The organism is Asanoa sp. NPDC049573 (assembly GCF_040676615.1).
GTDB lineage: Bacteria > Actinomycetota > Actinomycetes > Mycobacteriales > Micromonosporaceae > Asanoa.
The window spans coordinates 753,707-779,516 of sequence record NZ_JBFAPI010000001.1 but is presented as its reverse complement, the minus strand read 5'-3'; the positions used below and the strand labels follow the sequence as shown (position 1 = coordinate 779,516).

The 25,810-nt window shown below is 72.6% G+C and carries 26 protein-coding genes and 1 pseudogene; 5 read left to right on the top strand and 22 right to left on the bottom strand.

Going from position 1 to position 25,810, the window contains the following annotated elements:
* Window positions 1-115: 115 nt before the first annotated feature.
* The 11 genes and pseudogenes from AB0J74_RS03590 to AB0J74_RS03540 form a co-directional block, all read right to left on the bottom strand.
* The gene (locus AB0J74_RS03590) at window positions 116-436 is read right to left on the bottom strand and encodes a TcmI family type II polyketide cyclase (RefSeq protein WP_363443968.1); all 321 of its coding nucleotides are present in this window, start codon (window positions 434-436) and stop codon (window positions 116-118) included.
* A gap of 11 nt (window positions 437-447) precedes the next feature.
* Window positions 448-2,802: an FAD-dependent monooxygenase gene (locus AB0J74_RS03585; RefSeq protein WP_363443965.1), complete on the bottom strand. Its 2,355-nt coding sequence runs from the start codon at window positions 2,800-2,802 to the stop codon at window positions 448-450.
* Window positions 2,792-4,006, bottom strand: a complete 1,215-nt coding sequence (locus AB0J74_RS03580; RefSeq protein ID WP_363443962.1) for a beta-ketoacyl synthase N-terminal-like domain-containing protein — start codon at window positions 4,004-4,006, stop codon at window positions 2,792-2,794. The genes AB0J74_RS03585 and AB0J74_RS03580 overlap by 11 nt, the downstream gene beginning before the upstream one ends.
* Window positions 4,003-5,262 (bottom strand): beta-ketoacyl-[acyl-carrier-protein] synthase family protein, encoded by a 1,260-nt coding sequence (locus AB0J74_RS03575; protein WP_363443959.1) that lies wholly within the window; start codon window positions 5,260-5,262, stop codon window positions 4,003-4,005. Before AB0J74_RS03575 ends, AB0J74_RS03580 begins: the two co-directional genes overlap by 4 nt.
* On the bottom strand, window positions 5,259-5,645 hold the full coding sequence (locus AB0J74_RS03570; protein ID WP_363444092.1) for a cupin domain-containing protein: 387 nt from the start codon (window positions 5,643-5,645) through the stop codon (window positions 5,259-5,261). Before AB0J74_RS03570 ends, AB0J74_RS03575 begins: the two co-directional genes overlap by 4 nt.
* 69 nt (window positions 5,646-5,714) lie before the next feature.
* Window positions 5,715-6,152: pseudogene (locus tag AB0J74_RS03565) on the bottom strand (SRPBCC family protein); the annotation flags it as partial.
* A gap of 88 nt (window positions 6,153-6,240) precedes the next feature.
* A complete protein-coding gene (locus AB0J74_RS03560) occupies window positions 6,241-6,492 on the bottom strand; it encodes an acyl carrier protein (protein ID WP_363443956.1) in 252 nt (83 codons plus the stop codon).
* Window positions 6,489-7,853, bottom strand: a complete 1,365-nt coding sequence (locus tag AB0J74_RS03555) for a biotin carboxylase N-terminal domain-containing protein (RefSeq protein ID WP_363443953.1) — start codon at window positions 7,851-7,853, stop codon at window positions 6,489-6,491. Before AB0J74_RS03555 ends, AB0J74_RS03560 begins: the two co-directional genes overlap by 4 nt.
* Before the next feature lie 10 nt (window positions 7,854-7,863).
* Window positions 7,864-8,352: a biotin/lipoyl-containing protein gene (locus AB0J74_RS03550; protein WP_363443950.1), complete on the bottom strand. Its 489-nt coding sequence runs from the start codon at window positions 8,350-8,352 to the stop codon at window positions 7,864-7,866.
* Entirely contained in the window at window positions 8,349-10,034 is a 1,686-nt protein-coding gene (locus AB0J74_RS03545) for an acetyl-CoA carboxylase carboxyltransferase subunit alpha/beta (protein ID WP_363443948.1), read from the bottom strand. Before AB0J74_RS03545 ends, AB0J74_RS03550 begins: the two co-directional genes overlap by 4 nt.
* Window positions 10,031-11,236 (bottom strand): AMP-binding protein, encoded by a 1,206-nt coding sequence (locus tag AB0J74_RS03540; protein ID WP_363443945.1) that lies wholly within the window; start codon window positions 11,234-11,236, stop codon window positions 10,031-10,033. Before AB0J74_RS03540 ends, AB0J74_RS03545 begins: the two co-directional genes overlap by 4 nt.
* Window positions 11,237-11,434: 198 nt before the next feature.
* Between AB0J74_RS03540 and AB0J74_RS03535 the strand changes: the two genes are divergently transcribed.
* Window positions 11,435-12,247 (top strand): AfsR/SARP family transcriptional regulator, encoded by an 813-nt coding sequence (locus AB0J74_RS03535; protein WP_363443942.1) that lies wholly within the window; start codon window positions 11,435-11,437, stop codon window positions 12,245-12,247.
* Here AB0J74_RS03535 and AB0J74_RS03530 read toward each other — a convergent pair.
* Window positions 12,213-12,779, bottom strand: coding sequence for a TetR/AcrR family transcriptional regulator (locus AB0J74_RS03530; protein WP_363443940.1), 567 nt, complete (start codon window positions 12,777-12,779; stop codon window positions 12,213-12,215). The genes AB0J74_RS03535 and AB0J74_RS03530 overlap by 35 nt on opposite strands.
* A 120-nt stretch (window positions 12,780-12,899) precedes the next feature.
* Here AB0J74_RS03530 and AB0J74_RS03525 point away from each other — a divergent pair, with 120 nt between their 5' ends.
* Both AB0J74_RS03525 and AB0J74_RS03520 read left to right on the top strand, forming a co-directional pair.
* The gene (locus tag AB0J74_RS03525; RefSeq protein ID WP_363443937.1) at window positions 12,900-13,919 is read left to right on the top strand and encodes an aldo/keto reductase; all 1,020 of its coding nucleotides are present in this window, start codon (window positions 12,900-12,902) and stop codon (window positions 13,917-13,919) included.
* Window positions 13,920-13,940: 21 nt separating this feature from the next.
* Entirely contained in the window at window positions 13,941-14,711 is a 771-nt protein-coding gene (locus tag AB0J74_RS03520) for a nucleotidyltransferase domain-containing protein (protein WP_363443934.1), read from the top strand.
* On the opposite strand, the gene AB0J74_RS03515 is transcribed toward AB0J74_RS03520, so the two are convergent.
* The 8 genes from AB0J74_RS03515 to AB0J74_RS03480 all read right to left on the bottom strand — a co-directional run bounded on the left by AB0J74_RS03515 (window position 14,695) and on the right by AB0J74_RS03480 (window position 20,589).
* A complete protein-coding gene (locus AB0J74_RS03515; RefSeq protein ID WP_363443932.1) occupies window positions 14,695-15,135 on the bottom strand; it encodes an SRPBCC domain-containing protein in 441 nt (146 codons plus the stop codon). The genes AB0J74_RS03520 and AB0J74_RS03515 overlap by 17 nt on opposite strands.
* On the bottom strand, window positions 15,128-15,484 hold the full coding sequence (locus AB0J74_RS03510; RefSeq protein WP_363443929.1) for a winged helix-turn-helix domain-containing protein: 357 nt from the start codon (window positions 15,482-15,484) through the stop codon (window positions 15,128-15,130). The genes AB0J74_RS03515 and AB0J74_RS03510 overlap by 8 nt, the downstream gene beginning before the upstream one ends.
* Complete coding sequence (locus tag AB0J74_RS03505; RefSeq protein ID WP_363443926.1) at window positions 15,481-15,945, bottom strand: SRPBCC domain-containing protein; 465 nt, start codon at window positions 15,943-15,945, stop codon at window positions 15,481-15,483. Before AB0J74_RS03505 ends, AB0J74_RS03510 begins: the two co-directional genes overlap by 4 nt.
* Window positions 15,946-16,029: 84 nt before the next feature.
* Window positions 16,030-16,848: an ammonia-dependent NAD(+) synthetase gene (gene nadE / locus AB0J74_RS03500; RefSeq protein ID WP_363443923.1), complete on the bottom strand. Its 819-nt coding sequence runs from the start codon at window positions 16,846-16,848 to the stop codon at window positions 16,030-16,032.
* 22 nt (window positions 16,849-16,870) lie between these two features.
* Window positions 16,871-17,815 (bottom strand): iron-siderophore ABC transporter substrate-binding protein, encoded by a 945-nt coding sequence (locus AB0J74_RS03495; protein WP_363443920.1) that lies wholly within the window; start codon window positions 17,813-17,815, stop codon window positions 16,871-16,873.
* Window positions 17,816-17,831: 16 nt separating this feature from the next.
* Window positions 17,832-18,599: an ABC transporter ATP-binding protein gene (locus tag AB0J74_RS03490; protein ID WP_363443917.1), complete on the bottom strand. Its 768-nt coding sequence runs from the start codon at window positions 18,597-18,599 to the stop codon at window positions 17,832-17,834.
* Window positions 18,596-19,603, bottom strand: a complete 1,008-nt coding sequence (locus tag AB0J74_RS03485; protein ID WP_363443915.1) for an iron ABC transporter permease — start codon at window positions 19,601-19,603, stop codon at window positions 18,596-18,598. Before AB0J74_RS03485 ends, AB0J74_RS03490 begins: the two co-directional genes overlap by 4 nt.
* Entirely contained in the window at window positions 19,600-20,589 is a 990-nt protein-coding gene (locus AB0J74_RS03480; protein WP_363443912.1) for an iron ABC transporter permease, read from the bottom strand. The genes AB0J74_RS03485 and AB0J74_RS03480 overlap by 4 nt, the downstream gene beginning before the upstream one ends.
* A gap of 212 nt (window positions 20,590-20,801) precedes the next feature.
* Between AB0J74_RS03480 and AB0J74_RS03475 the strand changes: the two genes are divergently transcribed.
* On the top strand, window positions 20,802-22,331 hold the full coding sequence (locus tag AB0J74_RS03475; RefSeq protein ID WP_363443909.1) for an MFS transporter: 1,530 nt from the start codon (window positions 20,802-20,804) through the stop codon (window positions 22,329-22,331).
* A gap of 3 nt (window positions 22,332-22,334) precedes the next feature.
* Here the strand turns inward: AB0J74_RS03475 and AB0J74_RS03470 are convergent, their stop codons facing one another.
* Window positions 22,335-23,321, bottom strand: coding sequence for a hypothetical protein (locus tag AB0J74_RS03470; RefSeq protein WP_363443907.1), 987 nt, complete (start codon window positions 23,319-23,321; stop codon window positions 22,335-22,337).
* Window positions 23,322-23,436: 115 nt separating this feature from the next.
* Between AB0J74_RS03470 and AB0J74_RS03465 the strand changes: the two genes are divergently transcribed.
* The gene (locus tag AB0J74_RS03465) at window positions 23,437-24,396 is read left to right on the top strand and encodes a TAXI family TRAP transporter solute-binding subunit (protein ID WP_363443904.1); all 960 of its coding nucleotides are present in this window, start codon (window positions 23,437-23,439) and stop codon (window positions 24,394-24,396) included.
* Between the two features lie 13 nt (window positions 24,397-24,409).
* Here AB0J74_RS03465 and AB0J74_RS03460 read toward each other — a convergent pair whose 3' ends face one another.
* Window positions 24,410-25,810 (bottom strand): HAMP domain-containing sensor histidine kinase, encoded by a 1,401-nt coding sequence (locus tag AB0J74_RS03460; protein ID WP_363443901.1) that lies wholly within the window; start codon window positions 25,808-25,810, stop codon window positions 24,410-24,412.

Genomic DNA, 25,810 nt, shown 5'->3' with positions numbered 1-25,810 from the left:
CGGCCTCCACACAGGCATTCCCGGGAGCGGAAGCCGACATGTCACCGGCTGGGAACGCGGCCGGGCCAACGCCCCACGCCGACGCCGCGGCGGGGTGCCCTTCTCCGATAGACGCTCAGCCGCGCCAGGTGTAGAACTCGCGGGCCACCGCGTCGGCCGGCGACTTCCAGGTCTTCGGGTCGTAAGGCTGGATGTAGGCCCGCAGGTCCTCGCTGATCTGCTTGAACCCGGGCAACGCCGGGCCCTTGCGCAGCGCCTCCGACGGGTCGTCCCGGAACTCGATGACGTGCAGGTAGAGGTCGCCGAGCGAGTAGAGCGACCGGGTCTTGACCCCGAGGTCGTGCGGCAGGTCGGTGGCGTCGGACTCGGCGAAGATCCGCGCGACGGACTGCTCCTCGCCGGGCTTGATGCGGGCGACGATGACGGACCGGTTCATTTCTCTTCCCCCTACGCGAAGATGCGGGCGAGGTGCTCGTCGAGCGCGGCGGCCGCGACCGGCGAACTGCGGAACCCGACGTGTCCGTCGGGGCGGATCAGGTAGGCGCCCGTGCCGCGCAGGCCGTACGCGCCCCGGAAGGCGCCGGAGGCGTCCCGCAGGACCGGCAGGTCGAGGGCGCCCGGCACGGTCGCGTCCGGGCTCGCCACGACGTAGATGTTGACCGAGCCGCGGACCTTCTCGGCCAGCTTCTCGAAGCCGGCGTACTCGTCGCCGCCGGTCGAGCCGTCGGCGTAGACCAGCAGGGTGTGTGCGGTGCCCCGGGTCAGCTCGAAGAGCCGCACCTGGTGGCCGACGCCGAAGCGGCTCAGGTCGCGCACGTCGGGCGCCCGGTCGCCGGGCTGCGGGCCGCCGTCGAAGAGGTCGCCCGAGGAGCCGACCAGCGGGCTGCCGGCGTACGACAGCGTCATCTGCATCTCGAGCATGAACTGCTCGCGCTCGTCGTCCATGTCCATCTCGTCGGTGAACGCGATCTTCACCGCGCGGTCGACGATCGCCTTGCCGGCCGGCCGGCGCTCGGCCTCGTAGCTGTCGAGCAGCCCCGGTGCCGCGGCGCCGCGAACCGCCAGCGCGAGCTTCCAGCCCAGGTTCCAGGCGTCCTGGATGCCGGTGTTCATGCCCTGGCCGCCGGCCGGCGGGTGCAGGTGCGCGGCGTCGCCGGCGACGAACACCCGGCCGACCTGGTAGCGGTCGACGATGCCGTGCTTGATCCGGAAGATCGACGACCAGCGCAGGTTGCTCGCGGTGGTGCCGGCCGGTGCCAACTGGTCCAGGACGGCCTGGATGTCGGCCAACGTCGGCGGGTCGTACTCCTGCGAGAAGCCGGGCGGGATGGCTCCCGACCCGATCTCGGCCTGCAGCCGCGGCGGCGCGAGGGTGGCCACCCGGTAGCGGCCCGGCCCGCGCAGCGGCACGCAGACCAGCATGCCGCGCATCTCCTCGTCCTCGACCTGGATGAAGCGCAGCAGGTGGCCCTCCGGCATCGACCAGTCCAGGTCGACGTCGCCCAGCATGAACAGCTGCGGGAACATACCCATGCCGCCCTCGAAGGTCAGCCCGAGGCTCTGCCGCACGGTGCTGTGTGCGCCGTCGGTGCCGACCAGGTACTGGGACCGCACCGTCTCGACGCTGCCGTCGGGGCGCAGCACCTGCGCGGTCACCCCGTCGGCGTCCTGGGTGAACGCCTGCAACTCGTGGCCACGCTCGACGCGTACGCCGTGGCTCGCGAGGCAGTTCTCCAGGATCCGCTCGGTCTCGTACTGCGGCAGGCCGACGTGGGCGAACGGCAGTTCCGGCAGGTCCCAGTCGACCTGGTGGGTCTGCTGGCCGTTGACGTAGACGGTCTGGCCGTGCAGCCAGACGCCCAGGTCCATCGCCTCGCGGGCGACGCCGATGTTCTCCCAGATCTCCATCGTGCGGCACTGCACGCCGATCGCCTTGTCGGCGGCCACGTTGCCGTCGGGGCGCTTCTCGATGAGCCGGCAGGGCACACCGCGCCGGGCCAGCTCGATCGCCGCGGTCAGGCCCGCCGGGCCGGCTCCCACGACGAGAACGTCGGTTGATCTGTCCACCGTGGACCCTTCCTGGACGACCGGCCGCGGCGTCGGCTGCGGTTGTGGTTGCGGTTGGGGCTGCGGCTGGGCCCGCGGCCGCGGGCGGGCCGTGACGGAGGCCTGCGCCGCCACCGGCAGGTCGTCCTCGGGACGAGCCGCGATGTGGTACGTGGTCCGCTTGAAGTTCTCGCAGATGTACTGGATGAGCGGCGCGGTCTGGTCCAGGTGGGCCTGGTCGTCGGTCCAGGCGTTGAACGACGCCTCGTCCTCCCACTCCGCGAAGATGTGGTAGGTCCCGGTGCCGGGCTCGCGCAGCAGTTCCTCCCGCACGTGCCCCGGTGTCCCCCGCATCCGCTCGGCGACCTTGAGATAGGCGCGTTCGTACGCCTCCTCCTCGCCCTCGGCCACGGTGACCGTGACGTCGACCCGGATCCGCGGCCCCGCCCCGAGCACCGTCTCCAGCACCTCGTAGGTGGCCTTCTCGCCGGACTCGCGCAGGTCGCGCAGCGCCGCGGTGAGCCGCTCGCGCGCGGCACTGGGCCCGAAGGCCTCGAGCGCGGCGGAGTCGGCCCAGTCGCTGACGATCAGGAAGGTCCGCGGGTCGTCGACGTCGCGGATCAGTTCCTGGCGCAGGCTGCCGGGCACCCGGCTGATGTGCGCCGCGGCCGACCGCCAGGCCCGCTCGAACTCCTCCGCGCAGCCCTCCCGGGCCCGCATTCGCAGGATGGTCCGCACTGGACTGTCATCGGGCATGCTGCAGACCCTCCTCGGGATAGCGCTTGAGCACGATCGAGCTGTTGAACCCGCCGAAGCCGCGGGCGTTGACCAGGACCACGTCGGCGGCCAGCCGGCGCGGTTCGCGGACCAGGTCCAGGTCGTGACCGGGCCGGCTGAGGTTGCCGACCGCCGGCACGATGCCGTCCCGCAGGGCGAGCAGCGCGGTCGCCACGTTGAGCGCCGCGCCGCCGGAGCAGAGCCGGCCGACGAAACCCTGTGGCGCGGTGACCGGCACCGGCCGGCCGAAGACCGCTTGGATCGCCGCGGCCTCCAGCGCGTCCAGGGCCGGGGTGCCGGCGCCGTCGGCGACCACGAACCCGACTTCGTCGGGTGTGACGTTCGCGTCGGCGAGCGCCTTGCGCATGGCCCGGGCGAGTTGGGCGCTGTCCGGCGCGGGTTCCTCCGGATGATGCCCGTCGTGGGTGGCGGCGTAGCCGGCGATCTCGCCGTACACCTGCCGCACCCCGCGTTCCGCGGCGGTCGCGGCGTCCTCCACCACCAGCACCGCACCGCCCTCGCCGGGCACGTAGCCGTTGGCCTCGGCGTCGAACGGTTTGTAGCCCGCCCGCGGGTCGCGGCTGGCGGTCAGCCGGCCGCTGGTCTGCTGACAGACCAGCGCGTACGGGGACAGCGGCGCCTCGGTGCCGCCGGCGATGACGGCCGGGGTGCCGCGCCGGATGATCCGGCGGGCCATGCCCAGGCTGTCGAGGCCGCCGGCGCTCTCGGAGACGAGCACGCTGTTGGGCCCCTTGGTGCCGTGCAGGATGGAGGTCTGCCCGACACTGGCGGCGTAGAACCAGGCGATCGACTGGTAGGCGCTGACCGCCGCGCGGCCCCTGCTCCACAGTGCCTGGATCTCCTTCTGGCCGAACTCGTTGCCGCCGGAACCGCTGGCCAGCACGACCGAGGTGGCGTAGGGGTCGTGCCCCGCCGGGTCGTACTTGGCGTCGTCGAGCGCCATCCGCGTCGCGGCCAGCGACATCCAGCTCCACCGGTCGGTCTGGATGATCAGTCGCGGGTCGACCAGGCCCTCGGCGGCGAAGCCGGACACCTGGCCCTGCAACCGGTCGTCGTGGCAGGCCACCCGCAGGTCGCCGGCCAGCGTCGACTGCCAGTGCTCCTCCGCGGTCAGCCCACTGGGCGCGATAACCCCGATGCCGGTGATGACGGCCCTGGTCATGCTGACCACCTCCGAAGGACGGCGGCGGACTGGAAGCCGCCGAAGCCGCTGCCCACCGAGAGCGCCACGTCGACCCGTTGCTCGCGCGCGTTCTTCGGCACGTAGTCCAGGTCGCACTCCGGGTCGCGGTTCTCCAGGTTGGCGGTCGGCGGGATCACGCCGTAGCGGATGGCCAGCACGCACGCGGCCAGCTCGATCGCCCCGATCGCGCCGAGCGAGTGCCCGACCATCGACTTGATGGAGCTGACCGGCACGTCGTACGCGTGCTGCCCGAGGCTGCGCTTGAACGCGGCCGTCTCGTGCCGGTCGTTCTGCTTCGTGCCCGACCCGTGCGCGTTGACGTAGCTCACCGCAGTCGGGTCGAGCCGGGCCTGGCCGAGTGCGTCGGTGATCGCCTCGGCCATCTCCAGCCCGTCCGGCCGCAGCCCGGTCATGTGGAACGCGTTGCTGCGGTTGGCGAACCCGGCGACCTCGCAGAAGATCTCGGCACCCCGCCGCCGGGCGTGCTCGAACTCCTCCAGGATCAGCACCGCCGAGCCCTCGCCCATCACGAAGCCGTCCCGGGTGGCGTCGAACGGGCGCGACGCGTGCTCCGGGTCGTCGTTGCGGGCCGAGGTGGCCCGGATCGCGTCGAAGCACGCCATCGAGATGGGCGAGATCGGCGCGTCGGCGGCACCGGCGATGACCACGTCGGCGTCGCCGTCCTCGATCAGTTGGTGGCCGTAGCCGATCGAGTCCAGGCCTGACGTGCAGCCGGTGGAGATGACGGCGGCCGGCCCGTGCACCCGGTACCGGCAGGCCACCTCCGTCGCCGCGCTGCTGGGCACCAGAGCCTGGTAGAGGAACCGGCTGGCGTAGCGCTCGTCGACCTGCCAGTCCCGCCCGTGGTTGCTGACGTTGACGTACTCGTCCTCGAGCCGGGTGGTGGCCCCGACCGCGCTGCCGATGCTCACCGCGACCGCGTCCCGGTCGGTCGCGTCCAGGTCCAGGCCGCTCTCGGCCAGGGCCTCGTCGGCCGCGGCGAGGGCGAACTGGGTGAACCGGTCGTTGCGGTAGACCTCCTGGGAGGTCAGGCCGGCCTTGATCGGGTCGAAGTCGCACTCGGCGGCGATCTGCGACCGGAAGTCGGCCGGGTCGAAGAAGGTGATCCGCCGGGTCGCCGTGCGCCCGGCCGTCAGCATCTCCCAGAACGCCGTGCGGTTGACGCCACCGGGGGCCACCACACCGACCCCGGTGACGACGGTCCGCCTGGTCACGGGCCCTCCCCGGGCAGCGCCTCGGTGTCGACGTGGCCGAGTTCCGGCCGCGGCGCCAGCGGGCCGAGCGCGAAGACCAGGAAGGCCGGCGTGTCACCGTTGTTCATCAGCCGGTGCTTGACCCCGATCGGGATGTGTACGCCGTGGTTGGCTGGGAGCGGCAGTTCCCGGCCGTCCAGCCGCACTGTGATCGCACCCTCGACGCAGAAGAGATATTCCTCCGAGTACGGGTGCCAGTGCTCGGTGACGACCTCGGCCGGGGCGAGCCGCAGCGTGCCCATGAAGCCCGACGTCGAACCGACGGTGGCCGGCGACAGGATGGTGCGGATGTCGCCGCCCCGGCGCCGGTTGGCCGCCACGTCGTCGACCGACACGACCCGGATCTCGCGCTTCGGCTGGGCCGGGCCGCCGACGCCGGCGCCGGCGTGCGGGTTGCCGGCCTGCTGGTCGGCGGCCAGCTTCTCGACCTTCTGCCGGATCACGTCCATCTGGATCGCCGTGTTGGCGTTGATCCGGTCGGTCATCGCGGCGGTGTCGATCGGGGCGTCCGGACGCATCCGGAAGTCCTGCACCCAGCGCATCCGGGTGCCGTGCCCCTCGACCTCGTAGGTCCACTCGATGTTCATGAACTCGAACGGCCCGGGCTCCACCCGGCGAGCGACCACCCGGCGGCCGGCCCGGTTGACGGTGCGCTCGGAGACCCAGCTCCAGACCTTGCCGTTCTCGTCCGGGTGCATCGCGAGGCGGAACCTCACCGTGTCACCGTCGCGTTCGAGGATCTCGGCCGACGCGTACTCGGTGAACAGGTCCGGCCAGTTCTCCACGTCGTTGGTGGCGTCCCAGACGACGTCGAGACCGGCGTTGATCAGCACCGAGTTGTCGACGTGTCCAATAGTCGGCGCGCTCATGCCATTTCCTCGCTTCGCTCGGAGGCGCATGAGCGCCGGCGGCTGAGTTGACTACGCTCGCTTCGCTCGCTCATGCCGCGGGCTCCTTTGCCAGCCGCTTGTTGATCTCGGCGGTGATGTCGCCGACGGTCTGCGCCAGCGGGCGGTCGTCGGGCAGCTCGAAGCCGTACATGGCCTGCAGCTCCGACTGGAGCTGGAGGAATGCGAGCGAATCCAGGCCCAGGTCGCCGAAGGTCTTGTGTGGATCCTCCGTACGCATCTCCTTGGGCAGTCCGACCTTGCTGACCAGCAGCGACATCAGGTCGTCGATGGTGAAACTCATTGTTCCTCCCGTGGTTGCGAATTGAGCCGCTCGACGAGCGACGTGTCGTGCGTTCCGGCGACGAAGAGCGGGTGATCCAGCGCTGTCAGCAGGAAGTCACGGTTGGTGCTCACCCCCGGCCCCTCGACGACGAGTTCGGACAGTGCCCGACGCATCCGCGAGATCGCCTGTGGCCGGTCCGGCGCCCAGACGGCGATCTTGGCGAGCAGTGGGTCGTAGGCGGCGGAGATCCGGCCGCCGGCCACCGCGGCGGTGTCGACCCGCACGAACGGGCCGCCCGGGAAGTCCAGTGTGGTCAGTGCGCCCGGGGTCGGCATGAAGTCGCGGGTCGGGTCCTCGGCGTTGATCCGGCACTCGATCGCCCAGCCGCGCGCCGCCAGTTCCTGCTGCGTCGCGGCGATCCGCTCCCCCGCCGCGATCCGCAGTTGCTCGCGGACGATGTCGATGCCGTGGGTCATCTCCGTCACCGGGTGCTCGACCTGGATCCGGCAGTTGACCTCCATGAAGTAGAACCGCTGCTGGTCGTCGACCAGGAACTCGACGGTCCCCGCGCCGACGTAACCGGCCGCGAGCAGGCCGCGCACGGCGGCGCCGCCCATCTGCTCGACCACCTCGGGCGGCAGTCCGGGCGCCGGCGACTCCTCGATGATCTTCTGGCGCCGCCGCTGCACCGAGCAGTCGCGCTGGCCCAGGTGCAGCCCGTTGCCGTGCTGGTCGCAGAGCACCTGCACCTCGACGTGCCGGGCGGCGGGCAGGTAGCGCTCGACGTAGACCCGGTCGTCGCCGAACAGCGACTGTGCCGTCGAGCGGATCTCCCGGTACTGCCGGGGCAGGTCGTCGGGGTCGTTGACCACCTGCATCCCGCGACCGCCGCCGCCGGCGACCGCCTTGACGATGACCGGATAACCGATGTCGGCGGCGACCTTGGCCACCGCCTCGGCGTCGGCGACCGGCTCGATCGTGCCGGGCAGCAGCGGCAGCCCGGCCTCGGCCATCGCCGCGCGGGCGGTGGACTTGTCGCCGAGTTGGTCGATCACACCGGCCGGCGGGCCGACAAAGGTCAGGCCGGCGGCCGCGCAGGCCTCGGCGAAGTCGGGCTGCTCGGAGAGGAAGCCGTAGCCGGGGTGCACGGCGTCGGCGCCGGTCTGCCGGGCCGCTTCCATGATCGCCGGCAGGTAGAGGTAGCTGTGCCGGGCCGGCCCGGGGCCGACGCACACGGCCTGGTCGGCGAAGCGCACGACGGCGCTGTCCCGGTCCTCGGTGGAGTAGACGGCGGCCACGCGCAGGCCCAGTTCGCGACACGTACGCGCGACCCGCAGGGCGATCTCGCCACGGTTGGCGATGAGCACGGTGTGGAACACGAGGACCTCCCTACTGTGCGCTGGGCTCGACGCGGAAGAGCGGCTCGCCGAACTCGACCGGTGCGCCGTCGGCGGCGATGGCCGCGACGATCCGCCCGTCGGTCTCGGCCTCGACCGGGATCATCAGCTTCATCGCCTCGACGATGCCCACCTGCTGTCCCTTGTGGACCTGGTCGCCTTCGGACACGAACGGCGCGGCGCCGGGTTCCGGGGCGCGGTAGAACGTGCCGACGATGGGCGCGCTGATGTCGCTGCCGACCGGCGCCGCTTTCGGTTCCGGCGGCGCGTCGGGTGCGGCGGCGACCACCGCGGTCGCCGCGGACCGCTGCTGCTCGGTCCACTCCATCTCGACCACCACGTCGCCCGCGCGGATCCGCAGGGCGCGGGGCCGGTCGCCGAGATCGGCCAGCAGTGACTGGGCGCTGCGCCGCACCTCGTCGAGCGCTTCCGCGAGCGGCGCCGGACGGTCCGACTGCGCCGGTTCCAGCAATGACGTCATTGGGGGCCTCCAGGGTGGGAAAGAGCGGGCGCGGGTGCGGACTGGCCGCCGAACCGGCGGAAGCGGGCGCGCCGCTCGGCGACCAGGCGGGCCGGGTCGCGGGTGGCCAGGTCGCTCAGCTCGGCCCGGATCGCCGCCCGGACCAGCGCCGCGGCCTCGGGATGGTCGGACTCGGCACCGCCGGGTGGCTCCGGCACCACGCCGTCGACCACGCCGAGTGCGAGCAGCGAGCGGGCGTCGACCCGCAGCGCTCGCGCGGCGGCGGGCGCCGCGGCCGAGTCCTTCCAGAGAATCGCCGCGCAGCCCTCCGGGCTGATCACGGTGTAGATCGCGTTCTCCATGATCAACACGCGGTCGGCGACCGCGATGGCGAGCGCGCCGCCGCTGCAGCCCTCGCCGGTGACCACGGTGACCAGGGGCACCGGCAGGCCGCCCATCAGCCGCAGCGTCTCGGCGATCACGGTGGCCTGGCCCTGCAGTTCGGCGTCCACGCCCGGGTAGGCGCCGGGCGTGTCGACCAGGGTCACCACCGGCATCCCCCACTTGGCGGCCAGCCGCATCAGCCGCGCGGCCTTGCGGTAACCGGCCGGGTTGGGCATCCCGAAGTTGTGCGCCGCCAGTTCCGCAGGCGTGTGGCCCTTCTCGTGCCCGATCACCACGACGGACTCCCGGCCGAGCCGGCCCACACCGCCGACGATCGCGGGACAGTCGCCGCCGACCCGGTCACCGTGCAACTCCTCGAAGTCGTCGAGGATCAGGCGCAGGTAGTCGGAGGTGGTCGGCCGGCCGACGTGGCGGGCCCGGCGTACCGCCTGCCAGGCGTCCTGCTCCGCCAGCCGGTCGGGGTCGCGGATCACCACCTGCTCGGCCGGACCGACGTTGCCGGGGCAGTTGCGCCGGGCGCCGACCGAGAGCACCCGGCCGAGCCGCTCGCGCAGCCGGGCCCGGGGGCAGACCAGGTCGACGAAGCCGCGCTCCAGCAGGAACTCCGCGGTCTGGAAGCCGGCCGGCAGTTCCTGGCGGATGGTCTGCGCGATCACCCGGGGCCCGGCGAAGCCGAACCGCGCGCCCGGCTCGGCGATCACGATGTCGCCGAGCATCGCGTACGACGCGGCCACCCCGCCGTAGGTCGGGTCGGTGATCAGGCAGACGGTGACCAGGCCGGCCTCGTCGAGTTGCTGCATCGCCTGGGCGGTCTTGGCCATCTGCATCAGGCCGACGACGCCCTCCTGCATCCGCACGCCGCCCGAGGCGGTCACGGTCACCAGCGGCAGCCGCTCGGCGAGGGCGGTCTCGGCGGCGCGGGTGATCAGCTCACCGACGGCGCCGCTGAGGCTGCCGCCCATGAACCGGAAGTCCATCGCCGCGACCACCACCGGCGTGTCGCCGATGGACATCCGCGCGCAGACCACCGCCTCGGCCATCCCGGTCGCCTGCCGCGCCTGGTCGAGCCGCTCGGTGTAGGGCACGCCGTCGCTGAACGACAGCGGGTCGGCCGCCGGCAGGTCGGTCTCGATCAGCCGCAGCGTGTCGCGGTCCGCGAGCAGGTCCAGCCACTGGTGGGCGGTCAGCGGGAAGCAGGCGCCGCACTGCGGGCAGACGCCATGGTTGCGGGCCAACCGCTTGCCGTAGACGACGGCGCGGCACTTGCGGCAGAGGGCCCACTCCTGGGTTTCGGTCATCGGATCGCTCCCACCGGTCGGTCCGCGGCCCGCTCCACGACGAACAGCACCCCGTCGGCGTCTAGGTAGCCGAGGTCCCCGGTCCGCAGCCAGCCGTCGGCGTCGGCAGCGCCGGCGGACACCTGCGGACCGCGGACCCGGACCTCTCCCGGCCGTCCGGGCGTCGCCGGATGGCGGCCGTCCAGGCTCACCACCAGGCAGTCGGTGCCCAGCACGGGATGGCCGACCGAGCCGGCCGTTGGCCGGTCGATCCGGTCGCAGTGGGTCAACGGCGCCTCGGCGGTGCCGTACCACTGCACCAGCGGCGCGCCGACCCGGTCCCGCAGCCGGGCCGCGGCGGCCGGGGCGAGGGCGGACCCGCTGGAGATGACCGCGCGCACCGTCGGGGTGCGCTTGTGTGTCGGGCGCGGGTCGGCGGCCAGCCGGGCCAGCCGCACGGGTTGCCCGCAGTAGTGCGTCGCGGCCTCGCGGCCGGCCTGCGTCACGCCGCCGGCCGGGTCGGGGTCGGCGCACAGCACCTGCGTCGCGGTCGCGCGGACGGCCGCGTTGAGATACACCGGCTCGTACGCCGGGAGGTGGTTGACCACCGTCGAACCGGGACCGAAGCCGTAGGCCCGGGCCGCCTGGGCGGCGCCGACGGTGAGGTTGCGGTGGGTCAGCGGGACCACCGCCGGCGGACTGCCACTGAACCGCAGGCAGGCGACCTCGCCGGGGTCCGGCCGCGCCTCGTGTGGCCGCCCGGCGTGCGTCCGGGCCAGGTTGGCCACCGTCCGCCCGCCCGGATGCCCGGGCTGGTCGAGGTAGACCACGTCGGCCAGGCCGTAGTGCTCCAGCCGGACGCGGCGCAGCTGTTCGGCCATCCCCGCGGTCGCCACCAGCAGTTCCACGCCGGCGAGGCCGACGACGTGGTCGAGTTCGTCCTCGCTCAGGAAGGGTTCGACGACGGCGCACACGTGCCCGGCCCGGATGGCGCCGAAGTAGGCGATCGGGAAGGCGGGATGCAGCGCGGCCGTGACGCCGACGACGGTGCCGGGCCGCAGGCCGGCGAGCGCCACGGCGAAGCCGTCGACGGCGGCGTCGAGCTCGCGGTAGGACATCGCGCGGGCGCCGTACCGGATCGCGGTGCGGCCCGGTGCGATCGCCGCCGCCCGCCGGAGCAACCCGGGCAGCGACCGACCCTTGCGGATCTCAGCTTCGGGCACGGCGGACTCCTTCAGGCCGGGGGTAGCAGTCGGCTCCACGACCGTCGCAGGGCTCCACTTGAGCCCGCCTGGAATGTCGCTAGAGGCCGAGACGGGTACCTGTGCCCCAGCGCGGCGATAGTCCGATCCAACCGAATTAGTTCCATATGTCGGCTGTGGGTCTTAAGGTTCTTCACAGCGACGGGATACGGGGGCGCGATGAACTACCACGTTCTTGGTCCGCTGCTGGTGCGGGGCACGCCGGGCTACGCCATCGATCAGCTGACAGCGCCGAAGCCACGGAAGGTTCTCGCCCTGCTCCTGCTGCACGCGAACCTGGTGGTGCCGGTGGACACGCTGATCGCCGAGCTGTGGGGCGCCGAGCCACCGGCCAGCGCGCAGACCACGCTGCAGACCTACATCCTCAAGATCCGCCGGATGCTGACGGCGGTCCTGGACGGCGGCGCGGCCAGCCAGGTTCTGGTCACCGCCTCGGGCGGCTACCGGTTCAACGTGGGTCCGGGCGAGTTGGACCTGCACGAGTACGAGCAGCGCGCCGCCGAGGGCCGGCTCGCGCTCAGCGAGGGCGACGACGTCAAGGGTGCGCTGCTGCTCGGCCAGGCGCTGGCGATGTGGCAGGGCGGCGCGCTGGTCGACGTGAAGCTCGGGCCGGTGCTCCAGGTGGAGGTGCAGCGCCTCGAAGAAGGCCGGCTGTGCCTGTGGCGCCAGCGGATCGAGGCCGAGTTGCGGCTCGACCGCCACCAGGCGGCGCTCGGCGAACTCGGCTGGCTCGCGGCCCGGCACCCGCTCAACGAGGACCTGCAGGCGCAGTACATGCTCGCCCTCTACCGGGCGGGGCGGCGCACCGACGCGCTGGAGGCCTTCCACCGCCTGCGCGGCACACTCCAGGCCGACCTCGGCCTCGAACCCTCACAGCGGATCCAGCGCCTCCAGCACGCGATGCTGACCGCCGACCCGTCGCTGGATCTGCTGGAGGCTACGTCGCCGGGTGCCGGCGGAGGCCGGCGATGAGCAGCCCGACCAACTGGCGCGCGTCGTATCGCGGGTCGCCGCCGACGCCCACGCACAGGTTGCCGATGCCCCGCATCAGGCCGTAAGGGTCGACGCCCGGCTGGATCTCACCCGCTTCGACGGCGGCGTCGAGCAGCGCGCCGCAGACCGGCACGAGGTTGTCGACGAAGTAGTCGTGCAGGGTCTCGAACCGGGCGGTCTCGGACTGCAGCGCCGCGGCCAGGCCGTGCTTGGTGACCAGAAAGTCGACGAAGAGATCGACCCAGACGGTCAGCGCCGCGTACGGCGTCGGCTCCTTGGCCAGCAGGGTCCGCCCGACCTCGGCGCAGGCGTCGACCTGGTGTCGGTAGACGGCGATGACCAGTTCGGCCCGGTTCGGGAAGTGCCGGTAGATGGTGCCCATCCCGACGCCCGCCTTGGCGGCGATGTCGCGGACCGGCGCGTCGACCCCGCTCGACAGGAAGACGGCGGCCGCGGCGTCCAGCAGCACCTGCTCGTTGCGCCGGGCATCGGCCCGCTTCCGGTCGGCCACGGTCGTCACCTCCTCGGGTTTGCTAAACGGAACAACGCTCCGTATCGTTGAGCGGAGCAACGTTCCGCTTCGGCCAATGATGCCAGAACGACCGGGGCACGACCACGGAGGAGACCCCTCATGCAGTACCGCACCTTGGGCCGCACCGGTGTGCAGGTCAGCTCGCTCGCGCTCGGCGCGATGAACCTCGGCGCCATCGGGCGCACCGGCCAGGAGGACGCGACGGCGATCATCGACGCCGCGCTCGCGGCCGGGATCAACCTCATCGACACCGCCGACCGCTACAGCAACGGCCAGTCGGAGGAGTTCGTCGGCAAGGCCATCGCCGGGCGCCGCGACGACATCGTGCTCGCCACCAAGGCCACCTTGCCGATGGGCGAGGAGCGCAACCACCGGGGCAGCTCCCGGCGCTGGCTGGTCACCGCGCTCGACGACAGCCTGCGCCGGCTCGGCGTCGACCACGTCGACCTCTACCAGATCCACCGCTGGGACCCGACCACCAGCGACGAGGAGACCCTCGCGGCACTGACCGACCTGCAGCGGGCCGGCAAGATCCGCTACTTCGGCTCCTCGACCTTCCCGGCCTACCGTCTCGTCCAGGCCGAGTGGGCGGCCCGCGCCAACCACCTGAGCCGCTACGTCACCGAGCAGCCCAGCTACTCGATCCTGCAGCGGGGCATCGAGGCCGACGTGCTGCCGGTGACCGAGCAGTACGGCCTCGGCGTGCTGGCGTGGAGCCCCTTGGCCTCGGGCTGGCTGTCCGGAGCGGTCCGGGCCGGCCAGGAGATCACCACCCACCGCGCGGCGATCCTGCCGGACCGCTTCGACCTGACCGTTCCCGCCAACCGCGCCCGGCTCGACGCCGTCGAGCGGCTCGCCAAGGTCGCCGACCAGGCCGGCCTGACGCTGATCCAGTTGGCGCTCGGTTTCGTGACCGCGCATCCGGCGGTGACCACCGCGCTCATCGGCCCGCGCACGCTGGAGCACCTGACCTCGCAGCTCGCCGCCGCCGACACCGTGCTGCCCGCCGACGTGCTCGACGCGATCGACGCGATCGTGGCTCCCGGCGTCGACCTCGCGGCACACGAGAAGGTCTACACCCCGCCGGCTCTGCTGGACCCGGCCTCGCGCCGCCGCTGAACACCGCGGACAATGGCGCCCATGGTCCTCAGCGACGCCGACCTGCCGCGCCACATCGCCGACCGGCTGGCCGGCCTGCCGGCGGTGCGCGCCGTGGCGCTGGGCGGCTCCCGGGCCGCGGGCACCCACCGACCGGACAGCGACTGGGACTTCGCCGTCTATTACCGCGGCCCGTTCGACCCGGCCGACCTGCGCGCGCTGGGCTGGCCGGGCGAGGTCTCGGAACTCGGCGGCTGGGGTGGCGGCGTGTTCAACGGCGGCGCCTGGCTGACCGTGGACGGACGGCGGGTCGACGTGCACTACCGCGACCTGGCCGACGTCGAGCACCACCTGGCCGAGGCCCGGGCCGGGCGGTTCCGGATCGAGAACCTGCTGTTCCACCTGGCCGGCGTGCCGACCTACATCGTCGTCGCCGAATTGGCCGGCAACCAGGTGCTGCACGGGTCGCTGCCCCGCCCGGACTACCCGCCCGCGCTGCGCGAGCACGCGGCCCGGGCCTGGTGGAGCCGGGCGGAGCTGACGCTGGCGTACGCCCGCACGAACTTCGCACCGCGAGGTGCGGCCCTCGACTGCGCCGGAGCCGCGGCGCGCGCCTGTCACGAGACGGCGCACGCCGTGCTGGCCGCCCGCGGCGAGTGGGTGACCAACGACAAGCGCCTGCTCGAACGCGCCGGCCTGCGCGACGTCGACCCGCTGGTGGCCGGCATGACCACCGATCCGGCCGCGCTGACGGCGACGCTCGACCGGATCGGGCAGATCATGACGGCCGCGGGGCCTAATGCCAGTTGCTGATCTGCACGTCGTTCGGCGCCGGGGCGCCGGTGCCGGTCTCCACCAACTGCTTCATGCTCATCAGGTAGGTCGCCCACTTCGTGCTGCAGTGGTTCATGAAGGCCACCGGCTCGCGCCATCCCTCGTGGCTGAACATGACGATCGTGTAGTCGCCTTCGGTGTGCAGGTCCCAGCGGACATGCGTGCCGATCCACTCGGCCGGACCGTCGACCACCTCCCACAGCACGCGTTCGGCCGGCCTGGTCTCGAGCACCTTCATGTCGAAACCACCGGGCAGGAACTGGAACTTCAGTACGCCGCCCTCGTCGCCGTCGCCCGTCGTGTCCTCGGTCCACCAGGCCGCCAGGCGGTCGGGCGAGGTGATGGCCGCGTAGACGTCGTCCTTCGAACCGACGACGCCGACCCGGTGCAGGATGTCAACCATTGCGCTTCTCCTCTTGTGCGGTCGTGTGTTGGATGGCCTCGGCGATCTGCTTGATCCGCCGTAGCCGGGCGTCCCAGGTGTCGCCGACGGCGGTGAGCTGTGCCACGGCCCGGCCGAGTTGCGCCTCGTCGACCCGGTAGCGCTTCTCCCGCCCCGCCGGCACGGCTTCGACCAACCCGACGCGGTCGAGCACGCCGAGATGCTTGGCCACCGCCTGCCGGGTCACCGGCAGCCGTTCGCTGAGCGACGTCGCGGTCCAGGACCCGCTCGCCAGCAACAGGTCGAGCATCCGGCGGCGGGTCGGGTCGCCGATCGCCGACCACAGCTCGTCGTCTATCGCGGCCGTCATCGCGAGGCCGCCAGACGTTCGGCCACGGCGGCGATCCGGGGCACGAAGGTGTCCCAGCCGACGACGTGCTCCTGGTATTGCTTCTCCAGCGCCGCGATCTCCCAGCCCCGCTCGCGGAAGCCGGTCTCGGTGAGCCGCAGCAGGGTGCCCGCGCCGGACGGCACGAGTTCGAACGTCACCAGCATCGAGTTGCCGTCGGCCGCGGTCTCCCCCGCGCCGTGCGTCCAGCGGAAGCTGAACAGCCGCGGCGGCTCGACGGCGACCACACTCATCGGAACCGCGTTGGCGCGCGGGTTGTCGCCGTCGGCCCACACGAGTTCGCCGGTCGAGCCCGGCACGGGCCGCACGTCGGTGTCGGCGTACCACCAGTCCCTGATGTGTTCCGGTTGGCTGACCACCTCGAACACCACCTCCGGCGGTGCGTCGACGTGGATCTCGCGCTCGATGCTGGCGTACTCCATGGGCTCTCCCGGCTATCGCAACCATTGGTTGCTTCTCACGCTAGCGCGGGATCACCCGATCCGCAACCTTTGGTTGCGCGTTGGTCAGGAGGGGCCGAGCGGGAGGCGGCGCTTGTGCGCGGTGAGCTCGAAGCGCCGCGCGATCGCCTCGGCCACGTCGGGCGGCACGGGCTTGCCTTCCAGGAAGTCGTCGATGTCGTCGTAGCTGAAGCCCAGCACCTCTTCGTCCGGCCGGCCGGGGCGCAGCGACTCGAGGTCGGCGGTCGGCACCTTGTGGATCAAGGCGGGCGGCGCGCCGAGGGCTTCGGCGAGGGCACGTACGCGCCGCTTGGTCAGACCGGTCATCGGCACCAGGTCGGCGGCTCCGTCGCCGTGCTTGGTGAAGAAGCCGGTGATCGCCTCGGCGGCGTGGTCGGTGCCGACGACGAGGCCGTGCGTGGCGGACGCGACCGCGTACTGCGCGATCATCCGTTCGCGGGCCTTGATGTTGCCGAGGATCACGTCCTGCTGGTCGGGGTCGCGCACCACCAGGCCGCCGGCCAGCAGGGCGCGCAGGCTCGCGTCGCTGGCCGGTCCGATGTCGACGGTCATGGTGCGGTCGGGGCGGATGAAGGCCAGTGCGGCCTGGGCGTCGGACTCGTCATGCTGGACGCCGTAGGGCAGCCGCATGGCCACGAAGGCGGCGTCGTGCCCGGACCGTCGGGCTCGCTCGGCGGCCAACTGGCACAGCCGGCCCGCGGTGGCCGAGTCGACGCCGCCGCTCACCCCGAGCACCAGGGCCTGTGTGTCGGTGCCGATGAGCGCGTCGGCGAGGAACGCCACCCGCCGCTCGATCTCGTCGCCGGCGTCGAAAACCGGGTCGACCTCGAGCTCGCGGGCGATCTCACCAGGTGACGCGCTCATCGTTGCACCGTACCGGCCGCGCTCAGGCGGTGATCAAGTGGCTCTGGATGTCGTCGAGGATCTTGTTGGCGGCGGTGACGCCGATGCCCGTCATCCAGACCTCGGCGGGCACGTCCCACGCCTTGCCGGCCTTGACCGCGGACAGGTCCTTCCACAGGTTGCCGTCGACGACCTTCTTCCGCTGCGCCTCGGCGGTCGGCCCCTGCGCGGTGACGAAGATGACGTCGCCGTCGAGGTCGGCGATCCGCTCCGGGCTGACCTTGTCGAACCGCTTGTCGTCCTTGCCGGCCAGCTTCTGGCGCTCGGGGCGGCCCAGGCCCACGTCGCCGACGACGATGCCGGAGAAGCCGTCCGGGCCGTACACCCGGATCTCGGCGGGCATGAACCGCACGATCGAGACCTTGATGCCGGCCGCGTTCGGGATCTTCGCGCCCAGGTCCCTGGCCCGCCGCTCGTAGCCGGCGAGCAGGTCCTCGGCCTTCTGCCGCTGGCCCAGCGCCCTGCCGTCGAGCAGGAAGTTGTCCTTCCAGGTGATGCCCACCTTCTCGGTGAACACGGTCGGCGCGATCGCCGACAGCTCGTCGTAGAACTTCTCCTGGCGGAACTTGCTGCCCAGGATCAGGTCGGGTCGCAGTGCGGCGATCGCCTCCAGGTCGGGCTCGGAGATCTCGCCGACGTTCTTCACCGACGACAGGTCGCCGAGGTAGGCCGGGAACGTGTCGATCTCCGGGGGCTGGGTCGCGCCGACCGGGATGATGCCCAGGCTGACCGCGGTGTCGACCTTGTCGGTGTCGAGCACGACGACCCGCTTCGGGTGCAGCGGGACCGTGGTGGTGCCCATCGCGTGGGTGATCTGCTGGGTGCCGCCGTCGCCGGTCGCCGCGGGCACCGGATCGCTGGAGCACGCGGTCAGGGCCGCCGCCGTCACGGCGAGAGCGGCGAGCAGGCGTACGGATCGTCGGTTCACTGAGAACTTCCTTCGGTCAGATGTGCAGGACGAGCGGCGCGTCGCTGACCGGGCAGGGCACGACCACGCAGTCGAGGCCGAACACCTCCCGGACGAGGTCGACGGTGACCACCTCGCGGGGTGGTCCGGCGGCCACCACCGCGCCGTCGCGCATGGCGACCAGGTGGTCGGCGTAGCGGGCGGCCTGGTTGAGGTCGTGCAGGACGGCGACGATCGTGCGACCGCCGTCGCGCATCCGGGTGAGCAGGTTGAGCACCTCCACCTGGTGTGCCAGGTCGAGGAACGTGGTCGGCTCGTCGAGCAGCAGCGTCTCGGTCCGCTGGGCCAGCGCCATGGCGATCCAGACCCGCTGGCGCTGGCCGCCGGAGAGGTGGTCGACCGGCCGGGTGGCGAGGTCGGCGACGCCGGCCTGGTCCATCGCCCCGGCCACCGCGGCGGTGTCCTCCGCCGACCACTGGTGCCACCAGCGCTGGTGCGGCTGGCGGCCGCGACCGACCAGGTCCTCCACCGTGACGCCTTCGGGCACCAGCGGGCTCTGCGGCAGCACGCCCAGGCGGCGGGCCACCTCGCGGGTGGGCAGCGTGGTGATGTCCGTGCCGTCCAGCAGCACGCTGCCGCTGCGCGCCGGGAGCAGCCGGGCCAGGGTGCGCAGCAGGGTCGACTTGCCGCAGGCGTTCGGGCCGACGATCACGGTGAACGCGCCGTCGGGCAGCTCCAGGTCGAGCCCCGCGAAGACCGGGCGGTCCTGGTAGCCCGCGGCGAGATCCTTCGCGGTCAGCTTCACGGCTTCCTCCGGACGAGCAGGAACAGCAGGTACGGGCCGCCGATCGCGGCGGTGACGACCCCGGCCGGCAACTGGGTCGGCGCGAACAGCAACCGGCCGACCAGGTCGGCGAGCACCACCAGCAGCGCGCCGGTGAGCCCCGCGGCGACCAGCGGCGGGTGTTCGGTCCGCACCAGGCGGCGGGCCACCTGCGGCGCGACCAGGGCGACGAAGTCGACGGCGCCGACCTGCGCGGTGACCATCGCGGCGAGCAGCACGCCGGCGGCGGCGAGGCCGACCCGCCTGGCGACCGGGCGTACGCCCAGGCCGCGGGCGGTGTCGTCGTCGAGCGCGCTGGTGCGCAGCGCCCAGCCGGCCCAGACGAGCACCGGCAGCAACGCCACCAGGGTGCCGGTCAACGCGAGGGTCTCGGTCCAGCCACGCCCGGCCAGCGTGCCGACCAGCCAGATGTGCGCCCGCTGCCCGTCGATCGGTTCGGCCGAGAGCATCACGATCTCGGTCAGCGCGCGCAGCGCGATGGCGACGGCGACACCGGCGAGCACGAACCGTTGCGCGGCCAGGCCGTGCCGGGCGCCGAGCGCGAGCACCGCGGCGGCCGCCACCAGCCCACCGGCGAGCGCCGCCGGCGCGATCACGGCCGCGGTGGCGCCGCTGGTCAGGGCCACGGTCGCGGCGAGCCCGGCGCCCTGGGTGATGCCGATGACGTCGGGGCTGGCCAGCGAGTTGCGGGCGACGCTCTGGATGAGCGCGCCGGCCACGCCGAAAAGCACACCGACGGCGACGGCGAGCACGGCCCGGGGCAGCCGCAGCCGCTGGACGACCACGTCGTAGGGCGTGCCGGCACCGGACAGCGACGTCAGCACGTCGCCGGGTGCCACATAGGGCCTGCCGAGCGAGACCGCGAGCACCAGCGCCGCGGCGACCAGCACCACCAGCAGGAGCGAGACGAGCACGGCCCGGCGGCGCACCAGCAGGGCCAGAGCACCGATCCGCAGCAGGGTCATGCGGCCACCGCCCGGGCCCGGTTGACCAGCACGGCCAGCAGCGGCGCGCCGATCAGCGCGGTGACGATCCCGGCCGACACCTCGCCGGGCGGCACCACCACCCGGCCGATCACGTCGGCGGCCAGCAGCAGGCTCGGCCCGAGGAGCACCGAGGTGGCCAGCACCCAGCGCTGGTCGGAGCCGACCAGGTAGCGGGCCAGGTGCGGCACCGCGAGCCCGACGAACGCGATCGGCCCGGCGGCCGCCACGCCGGCACCGGTCAGCAGCACCGCGGCCACGCCGCCGCCGATCCGGGTCAGCCCGACCCGGGTGCCGAGGCCCTTCGCGACGTCGTCGCCCAGGGCCAGCGAGTCGAGGCCGCGGGCCACGACGGCGGCCAGCAGCAGGCCGGTCAGCAGGAACGGCAGCACCTGCAGGGCCACCGCGGAGTCCCGGCCGGTGAGCCCGCCGACGACCCAGAACCGGTACTCCTCGAACGTGCGCGCGTCGGCGCTGAGCAGGCCGGCGGTGACCGCGCCGAGGCTCGCGTCCAGCGCGGCGCCGACCAGGGCCAGGGTGACAGGCGAGGCGCCTTCGCGAGCACGGGCGGCCACGCCGAACACCAGCAGACCCGAGCCGAGCGCGCCGGCGATGCCGAACCAGACGTAGCCGGTCAGCGATCCGATGCCGAACACGGTGATGGCCACCACCACGCCGAGCGAGGCGCCGGCGCTGATGCCCAGGATCCGCGGCTCGGCCAGCGGGTTGCGGGTCAGCGCCTGGAGGAGCACACCGGCGGCGGCGAGGGCGGCACCGACGACGAGGCCGAGCAGCGTGCGCGGCACCCGCAGGTCCCAGACCACAGTGGCCGCTTCACCGCCGTCCGGCGCGACCAGCGCGTGCCACACGCGGGCCAGGCTCAACGGATTGCTGCCCACGGCAAGGCTGGTCAACACGACCAGCAGGAGCAGCAGCGCCCCGGCCAGCAGCACCAAACGACGACGCACCCGAGTCCTTAGCTAAGCCTGTCCTAACCAGCGGTCGGACTGTAGCGGCCGGACCCGGGGTCGCGCCCCCTCTCGTGATCTACAGCACGCGAAAACCTTTATGGACAATGCCGCTCGTAGACCTCCTAAGAGGCGGTAATTTGGGTGAGACCCCTATATCGGGGCAAATCTGGTATCCGTTGGCCAGCGCCGCGGCCGTGGAGGAGTACCCGATGGGATACGGCGTCGCGGGCTCGGCGAGCACCCTGATGGCGCGGGTCCGGGGAATGACGTGGCGGGGACCCTTCGCGGGCCACTACGCGGTGGTGGCGGCGATGGTGGTCACCGCGTTGATCCCCTACCTGGTGCTCTCCGCGGCGCTCGGGCCCATCACCCCGATCCTGGCCCGGCAGTTGGGCATGAACGTCGAACAGACCAACCTGGCGACCGGCCTGGCCAACGCCGGCTACGCGCTGGGCACGGTGCTGTCGGTGCAACTTGCCCAGCACCTGCCACAGCGCCGCATGCTGATCATCTACGCCACCGTCCTGGTGGCCGGCTCGCTGCTCGCGGCGTCGGCGACCGGGGCGATCATGTTCATCACCGGGCACGTCCTGCAGGGCCTGTGCACGAGCCTGCTGCTGATCGCGGCCGTGCCGCCGCTGGTCACCGGCTTCCCACCGTCGAAGGTGCGCTACACGGCGGTGATCCTGAACCTCTCGATCTTCGGCGCGGTGGCCCTCGGACCGCTGATCGGCGGCATCCAGGCCGACTTCGACGACTGGCGGCCGCTGTTCTGGATCGTCGCCGGCATCTCGATCCTCGCGCTGCTGCTCGTGTTGCTCACCTTCGAGGACGTGCCGCCGGCCGACCTGACCTCGACCCGCTCGCCACTGGCCGTGACGCTGGCCGCCGTCGGCTGCGTCGCCGCGTTCTACGGCTCCGCGCAGTTGCTCACCCACCAGAGCATCGAGGCGCAGACGCTGGGACCGCTGATCGGCGGCGTGCTGGTGATCGTCGCTCTGCTGGTGGAGCAGTACCACGCCAAGCGGCCGCTGCTGATCATCCGTCCGCTCACGACCACGATGCCGGTGTCCGGCATCGTGGTGGCGATCTGCGCGGCGGCCGCCTCGGTCTCGGCGATCACGCTGAGCAGCGTGCTGCTGGAGGACCGCTACTCGCCGCTCAAGCTCGGCCTGCTCTATCTGCCCGAGTTCGGCGGAGCGTTCATCACCGCGATCCTGTTCGCGGTGCTGTTCACCACCAAGGCGCTGCACTACTTCGCGCTGATCGGCCTGGCCTGCCTGAGCGCGGGTGTCGCGCTGCTGGCCGTCGCCCTCCCGCCCAGCACGATCGTCACGCTGGTCGCCACCGGCCTGATCGGCGTCGGCGTCGGCGCGTCGGTCACGCCCGCGCTGTTCATCGCCGGCTTCTCGCTGCGCAACGCCGCCCTGCAGCGGGTGTTCGCGATCATCGAACTGATGCGCGCCGTCGCGGCGTTCATGATCGCGCCGGTGCTGCTCTACGTCGCCATGTCGGTCGGGAGCAGCGCGACCGCGGGCATCCGGACGGCCCTGTGGGTCTGCCTCGGCCTGTCCGTCTTCGGAGGACTGGTCGGCATCGCGCTCTACGCGCTCGCCGGCGTGCGCCCGCCGACGCCGGCGCTGCTGCGCTGGTTCGGTGGCGAGGCGGCGTGGTACTCCCCGCCGCTGCTCGCCCGTGTCCGGCGAAACGTCGACACGGACGAGCCGCGAGAAGCGTGAGCCCTACGCCTGCGCGGTGGGTGGCCAGGGCTCCGACCATGGCGACGCCGGCGGCACGACGCCGAGTTCCTGTGCGATGACCATCGCGTTGAACGGCTCGACCCGGGCCCGCATGTCGGCGTAGGCGGTCAGCGTCAACGGCGCGCCCAGGATCGCCACCGCCCCGCTCAGCACGGCACTGACCAGCGTCGACACGATCACGCCGACCACCGTCGCGGCGGTGCTCGAACCCGCGTTCACCGCCGCCTCGATGATGCCGCTGAACGCGAGGCCGACCAGACCGGCGGCGAAACTCAGTCCGAGAAGGGTGGCGATCCGGGCCACCGACAGGCCCAGGTCGCGGTGGAACAGGGTGAAGCAGCGGCCGACGGCGTTGGTGCGCTCGGCCGCGACCACCACCGGCAGCACGGTGAAGACCGCACCGACGTAGATCACCGGCAGGAGGCAGAGGCAGAGCCCGACCAGGTAGATCGGGATCGTCAGCAACTGCCATCCGATCAGCGGGAAGAGCCGCCGGGCGGCCAGGCGCAGCGCGTCGTCGATCCGGGCCGGAGCGCCGATCGCGACGCTCACGCCGACGTGCACGACCGCGAGCGTGACCATCGAGGTGACCAGCACGCCGAGCAGGGCCGCGGCGGCGCCCAGGCCGATCGCGACGAGCAGCGGCGTGAAGTCGACCTGACCACCCGTGGTGCCGGGTTCGGGGAACGACTGGCGCAGGTCGTCGGAGGCGAACGCCACGTAGATGCCGGCCGGCGCCTGCAGGAGCAGCGCGAACACCAGCCCGATGGCCTGGAGCCCGGCCAGCGGCTTCCAGCCCCGCCGGACGATCGTGGTGGCCCGGCTCCACCAGCCGCTGTAGTCGGGGCTCACCAACGGATCGGCGGGCTGGGCACCGAACTGCGTCGGCGGCAGGTAGCCACCGGGCGGCACACCACCCGCCTCGCCGGGCGGCGGTGGGTAGGCAGGGTCAGGTTGGTAGGGGTTCATGCCGCCTCTAGCGCACTCGTGTGCTGCCGCCCCGTTGGCCACAGACCGGATCAAGATAGTGGTCGCTGGGCCGGCGGCATCTCCTCCGATCGACGGATGTCCGTATCATCTCCGCATGCGGCACGACCCGGACGTGAGGCTGCGCCGGCGCGCGCTGCTGCTGGCCGCCGGCGGGCTGCTCGCCGGATGCACCCGCGACCCCGAGCCCACCGAGGTCCACCTGCGGCTGGCCACCGGGCCGGCCGGTGCGGTCTACCGGCGGATCGGCGGCGCGCTGGCCGCACACATCACCGAGCACGTGCCCGGCGCCACGGTGACGACGGTGCCGAGCGGAGCGTCCACCGACAACATCCGGCTGCTGCGGGCCGGCGACGTCCATCTTGGACTGTCCAGTCTCGACGCCGTCATCACCACCGACGGCAACGTGCCCGACGGGATCTCGGCGGTCTGCCGCCTCTACGACAGCCACCTGCACCTGGTGGTGCTGGCGTCGTCGGCGATCGCCCGGTTCGGCGACCTCGAGGGCCGGCGCGTCTCCCTCGGTGCCCGCGACTCCGGCACCCAGTTCACCGCGCTGCGGGCGCTGGCGCTCGGCTCCGTGCGGGCCGACGGCCGCAACCTCAGCCAGGCCGAGTCGGCGGCGGCCCTCGAGCACGGTGCCATCGACGCGATGTTCTCGCTGACCGGCGTGCCGACACCGGCCATCACCGAGTTGGCCCGGTCCCGGCCGATCCGGCTGATCCCGTTGCAGGAACAGGCCGACGCGCTCGGCTCGACCTATCCGGGCCCGTATGCGCCGGCGATGATCCCGTCGACGGCGTACGACGGTGTGCCGGCCACCCGCACCGTCGCCGTGCCCAACGTGCTGCTGGTGCGCGACGACCTGCCCGAGGACCTGGTCTACGCGATCACCGACACCATCTTCACCCACACCGGCGCGATCACCTCGGCCCGCCGCGACGACGCCGCCGCCATACCAGAGGCCTGGCAGATCAACGTGCGCACCGGCATCTCCACCGCGGCCATCCCGCTGCACCCTGGCTCGGCCGCCTGGTTCCGCGACCACAAACGCTGAGCGACCACGCGCGTCAGGCGACCACCGGCAGCGTCACGACCGCGGCGAAACCGCGGCCGGAGCCGTCCGGCCGGGGCAGGCCCTCCTCGAGCCGCAGGTGGCCGCCGGCCCCCGCCACCAGGTCGGCGCAGATCGCCAGGCCCAGGCCGGTGCCGGCGACGTTCTGGTGGCGCGGCGACCGCCAGAAGCGGGCCAGCGCCTTGCCCCGCTCGGCCGCGTCGAGTCCCTGGCCGTCGTCGCGGACCGCGATCGTGACCACGTCGCCGGGCCCGGCCAGGGCGGACACCTCCACTAGGCCCGCGCCCGAGAGCCGCAACGCGTTGCTGATCAGCTCGTCGAGCACGCTGCCGAGGCCGCCCGGCGGCTCCAGCAGCCGCAGCCCCGGCGGCACGTCGACGGCCAGGGTCTGGCCCGCCGCAGCCGTCAACGCCCGCCACCGCTCGACCCGGGTGGCCAGCACCGCGTCCAGGTCGACCGGCGACGCCGTGCGCATGCTCTCCATCCGGGCGCTGGCCTGCAGCGAGTTGAGCAGTCGCTGCATCGCCTTGAGCTCCTCGACGGCCACGTCGTAGGCCTGCTGCCCGGCGCCGGCCGGCCGCAGGTGCGGCTCCAGGCTCTCCACCGCGAGCCGCAGGCTGGTCAACGGGTTGCGCAACTGGTGCGACGCGTCGGAGACGAACGCCCGCTGCCGCTGCGCGGAGTTCTCCACGGCGTCCATCATCGTGTTGAACGACGCCGCGAGCCGCCGCAACTCGACCGGGCCGGCCTCGGCGTCGGCCCGGGTGCTGAGGTCGCCGGCGGAGATCCGCGCCGTGGCGACATCGAGCTTGCGCACCGGCCGCAGCACCCACGCCGACACCGGCCAGGCGACGGCCATCAGCCCGAGCAACGGCAGCAGGCCGAGGCCGGCGAGCCGGGCCCAGCGTACGAGGACGCGCTCCCGGGTCCTGGACAGGTCGGAGATCGAGACCACCGCGCCGACCACCTCGCTGTCCCGGCCGACCGGCTCGGCGACCACCAGCGCGGCGTCATCCCAGGGCGCCCACTCGCCGGACGGTGCCGACCGGGTGCCGGCCAGCGCAGCGGTCACGATCCGACCCAGGTCCGGCTCGGCCCGCGCCGCCTCCTCGTAGGCGCCGGCCGGCCCGAGCAGCACCGCACCCGACGTGTCGATCACCGCGGCCGGGATGCCGTAGAGCGCGTGGTAGCGGGTCAGCTCCTGGTCCAGGGCCTCGGTGCGGCCCGTCGACAGCGCGGTCTCGGCCAGCGACGCGAACCGGCCGACATCGTCCAGGCGGTCGACGTAGACCTCCTGCATCTCGCGCTCGGCCACGGTCACGCCGAGCGGCACCCCGAGCGCCGTGACCAGCAGCACGGCCAGGGGTACGAGCACGACGAGCAGGCGACGGTGCAC

What these genes read in the sequence shown, in the direction of transcription:
- AB0J74_RS03590 (WP_363443968.1), bottom strand. Translation starts at nt 436, where the DNA reads ATGAACCGGTCCGTCATCGTCGCCCGCATCAAGCCCGGCGAGGAGCAG.
- AB0J74_RS03585 (WP_363443965.1), bottom strand. Translation starts at nt 2,802, where the DNA reads ATGCCCGATGACAGTCCAGTGCGGACCATCCTGCGAATGCGGGCCCGG.
- AB0J74_RS03580 (WP_363443962.1), bottom strand. Translation starts at nt 4,006, where the DNA reads ATGACCAGGGCCGTCATCACCGGCATCGGGGTTATCGCGCCCAGTGGG.
- AB0J74_RS03560 (WP_363443956.1), bottom strand. Translation starts at nt 6,492, where the DNA reads ATGAGTTTCACCATCGACGACCTGATGTCGCTGCTGGTCAGCAAGGTC.
- AB0J74_RS03550 (WP_363443950.1), bottom strand. Translation starts at nt 8,352, where the DNA reads ATGACGTCATTGCTGGAACCGGCGCAGTCGGACCGTCCGGCGCCGCTC.
- AB0J74_RS03545 (WP_363443948.1), bottom strand. Translation starts at nt 10,034, where the DNA reads ATGACCGAAACCCAGGAGTGGGCCCTCTGCCGCAAGTGCCGCGCCGTC.
- AB0J74_RS03535 (WP_363443942.1), top strand. Translation starts at nt 11,435, where the DNA reads ATGAACTACCACGTTCTTGGTCCGCTGCTGGTGCGGGGCACGCCGGGC.
- AB0J74_RS03525 (WP_363443937.1), top strand. Translation starts at nt 12,900, where the DNA reads ATGCAGTACCGCACCTTGGGCCGCACCGGTGTGCAGGTCAGCTCGCTC.
- AB0J74_RS03520 (WP_363443934.1), top strand. Translation starts at nt 13,941, where the DNA reads ATGGTCCTCAGCGACGCCGACCTGCCGCGCCACATCGCCGACCGGCTG.
- AB0J74_RS03515 (WP_363443932.1), bottom strand. Translation starts at nt 15,135, where the DNA reads ATGGTTGACATCCTGCACCGGGTCGGCGTCGTCGGTTCGAAGGACGAC.
- AB0J74_RS03510 (WP_363443929.1), bottom strand. Translation starts at nt 15,484, where the DNA reads ATGACGGCCGCGATAGACGACGAGCTGTGGTCGGCGATCGGCGACCCG.
- AB0J74_RS03505 (WP_363443926.1), bottom strand. Translation starts at nt 15,945, where the DNA reads ATGGAGTACGCCAGCATCGAGCGCGAGATCCACGTCGACGCACCGCCG.
- nadE (WP_363443923.1), bottom strand. Translation starts at nt 16,848, where the DNA reads ATGAGCGCGTCACCTGGTGAGATCGCCCGCGAGCTCGAGGTCGACCCG.
- AB0J74_RS03485 (WP_363443915.1), bottom strand. Translation starts at nt 19,603, where the DNA reads ATGACCCTGCTGCGGATCGGTGCTCTGGCCCTGCTGGTGCGCCGCCGG.
- AB0J74_RS03475 (WP_363443909.1), top strand. Translation starts at nt 20,802, where the DNA reads ATGGGATACGGCGTCGCGGGCTCGGCGAGCACCCTGATGGCGCGGGTC.
- AB0J74_RS03470 (WP_363443907.1), bottom strand. Translation starts at nt 23,321, where the DNA reads ATGAACCCCTACCAACCTGACCCTGCCTACCCACCGCCGCCCGGCGAG.
- AB0J74_RS03465 (WP_363443904.1), top strand. Translation starts at nt 23,437, where the DNA reads ATGCGGCACGACCCGGACGTGAGGCTGCGCCGGCGCGCGCTGCTGCTG.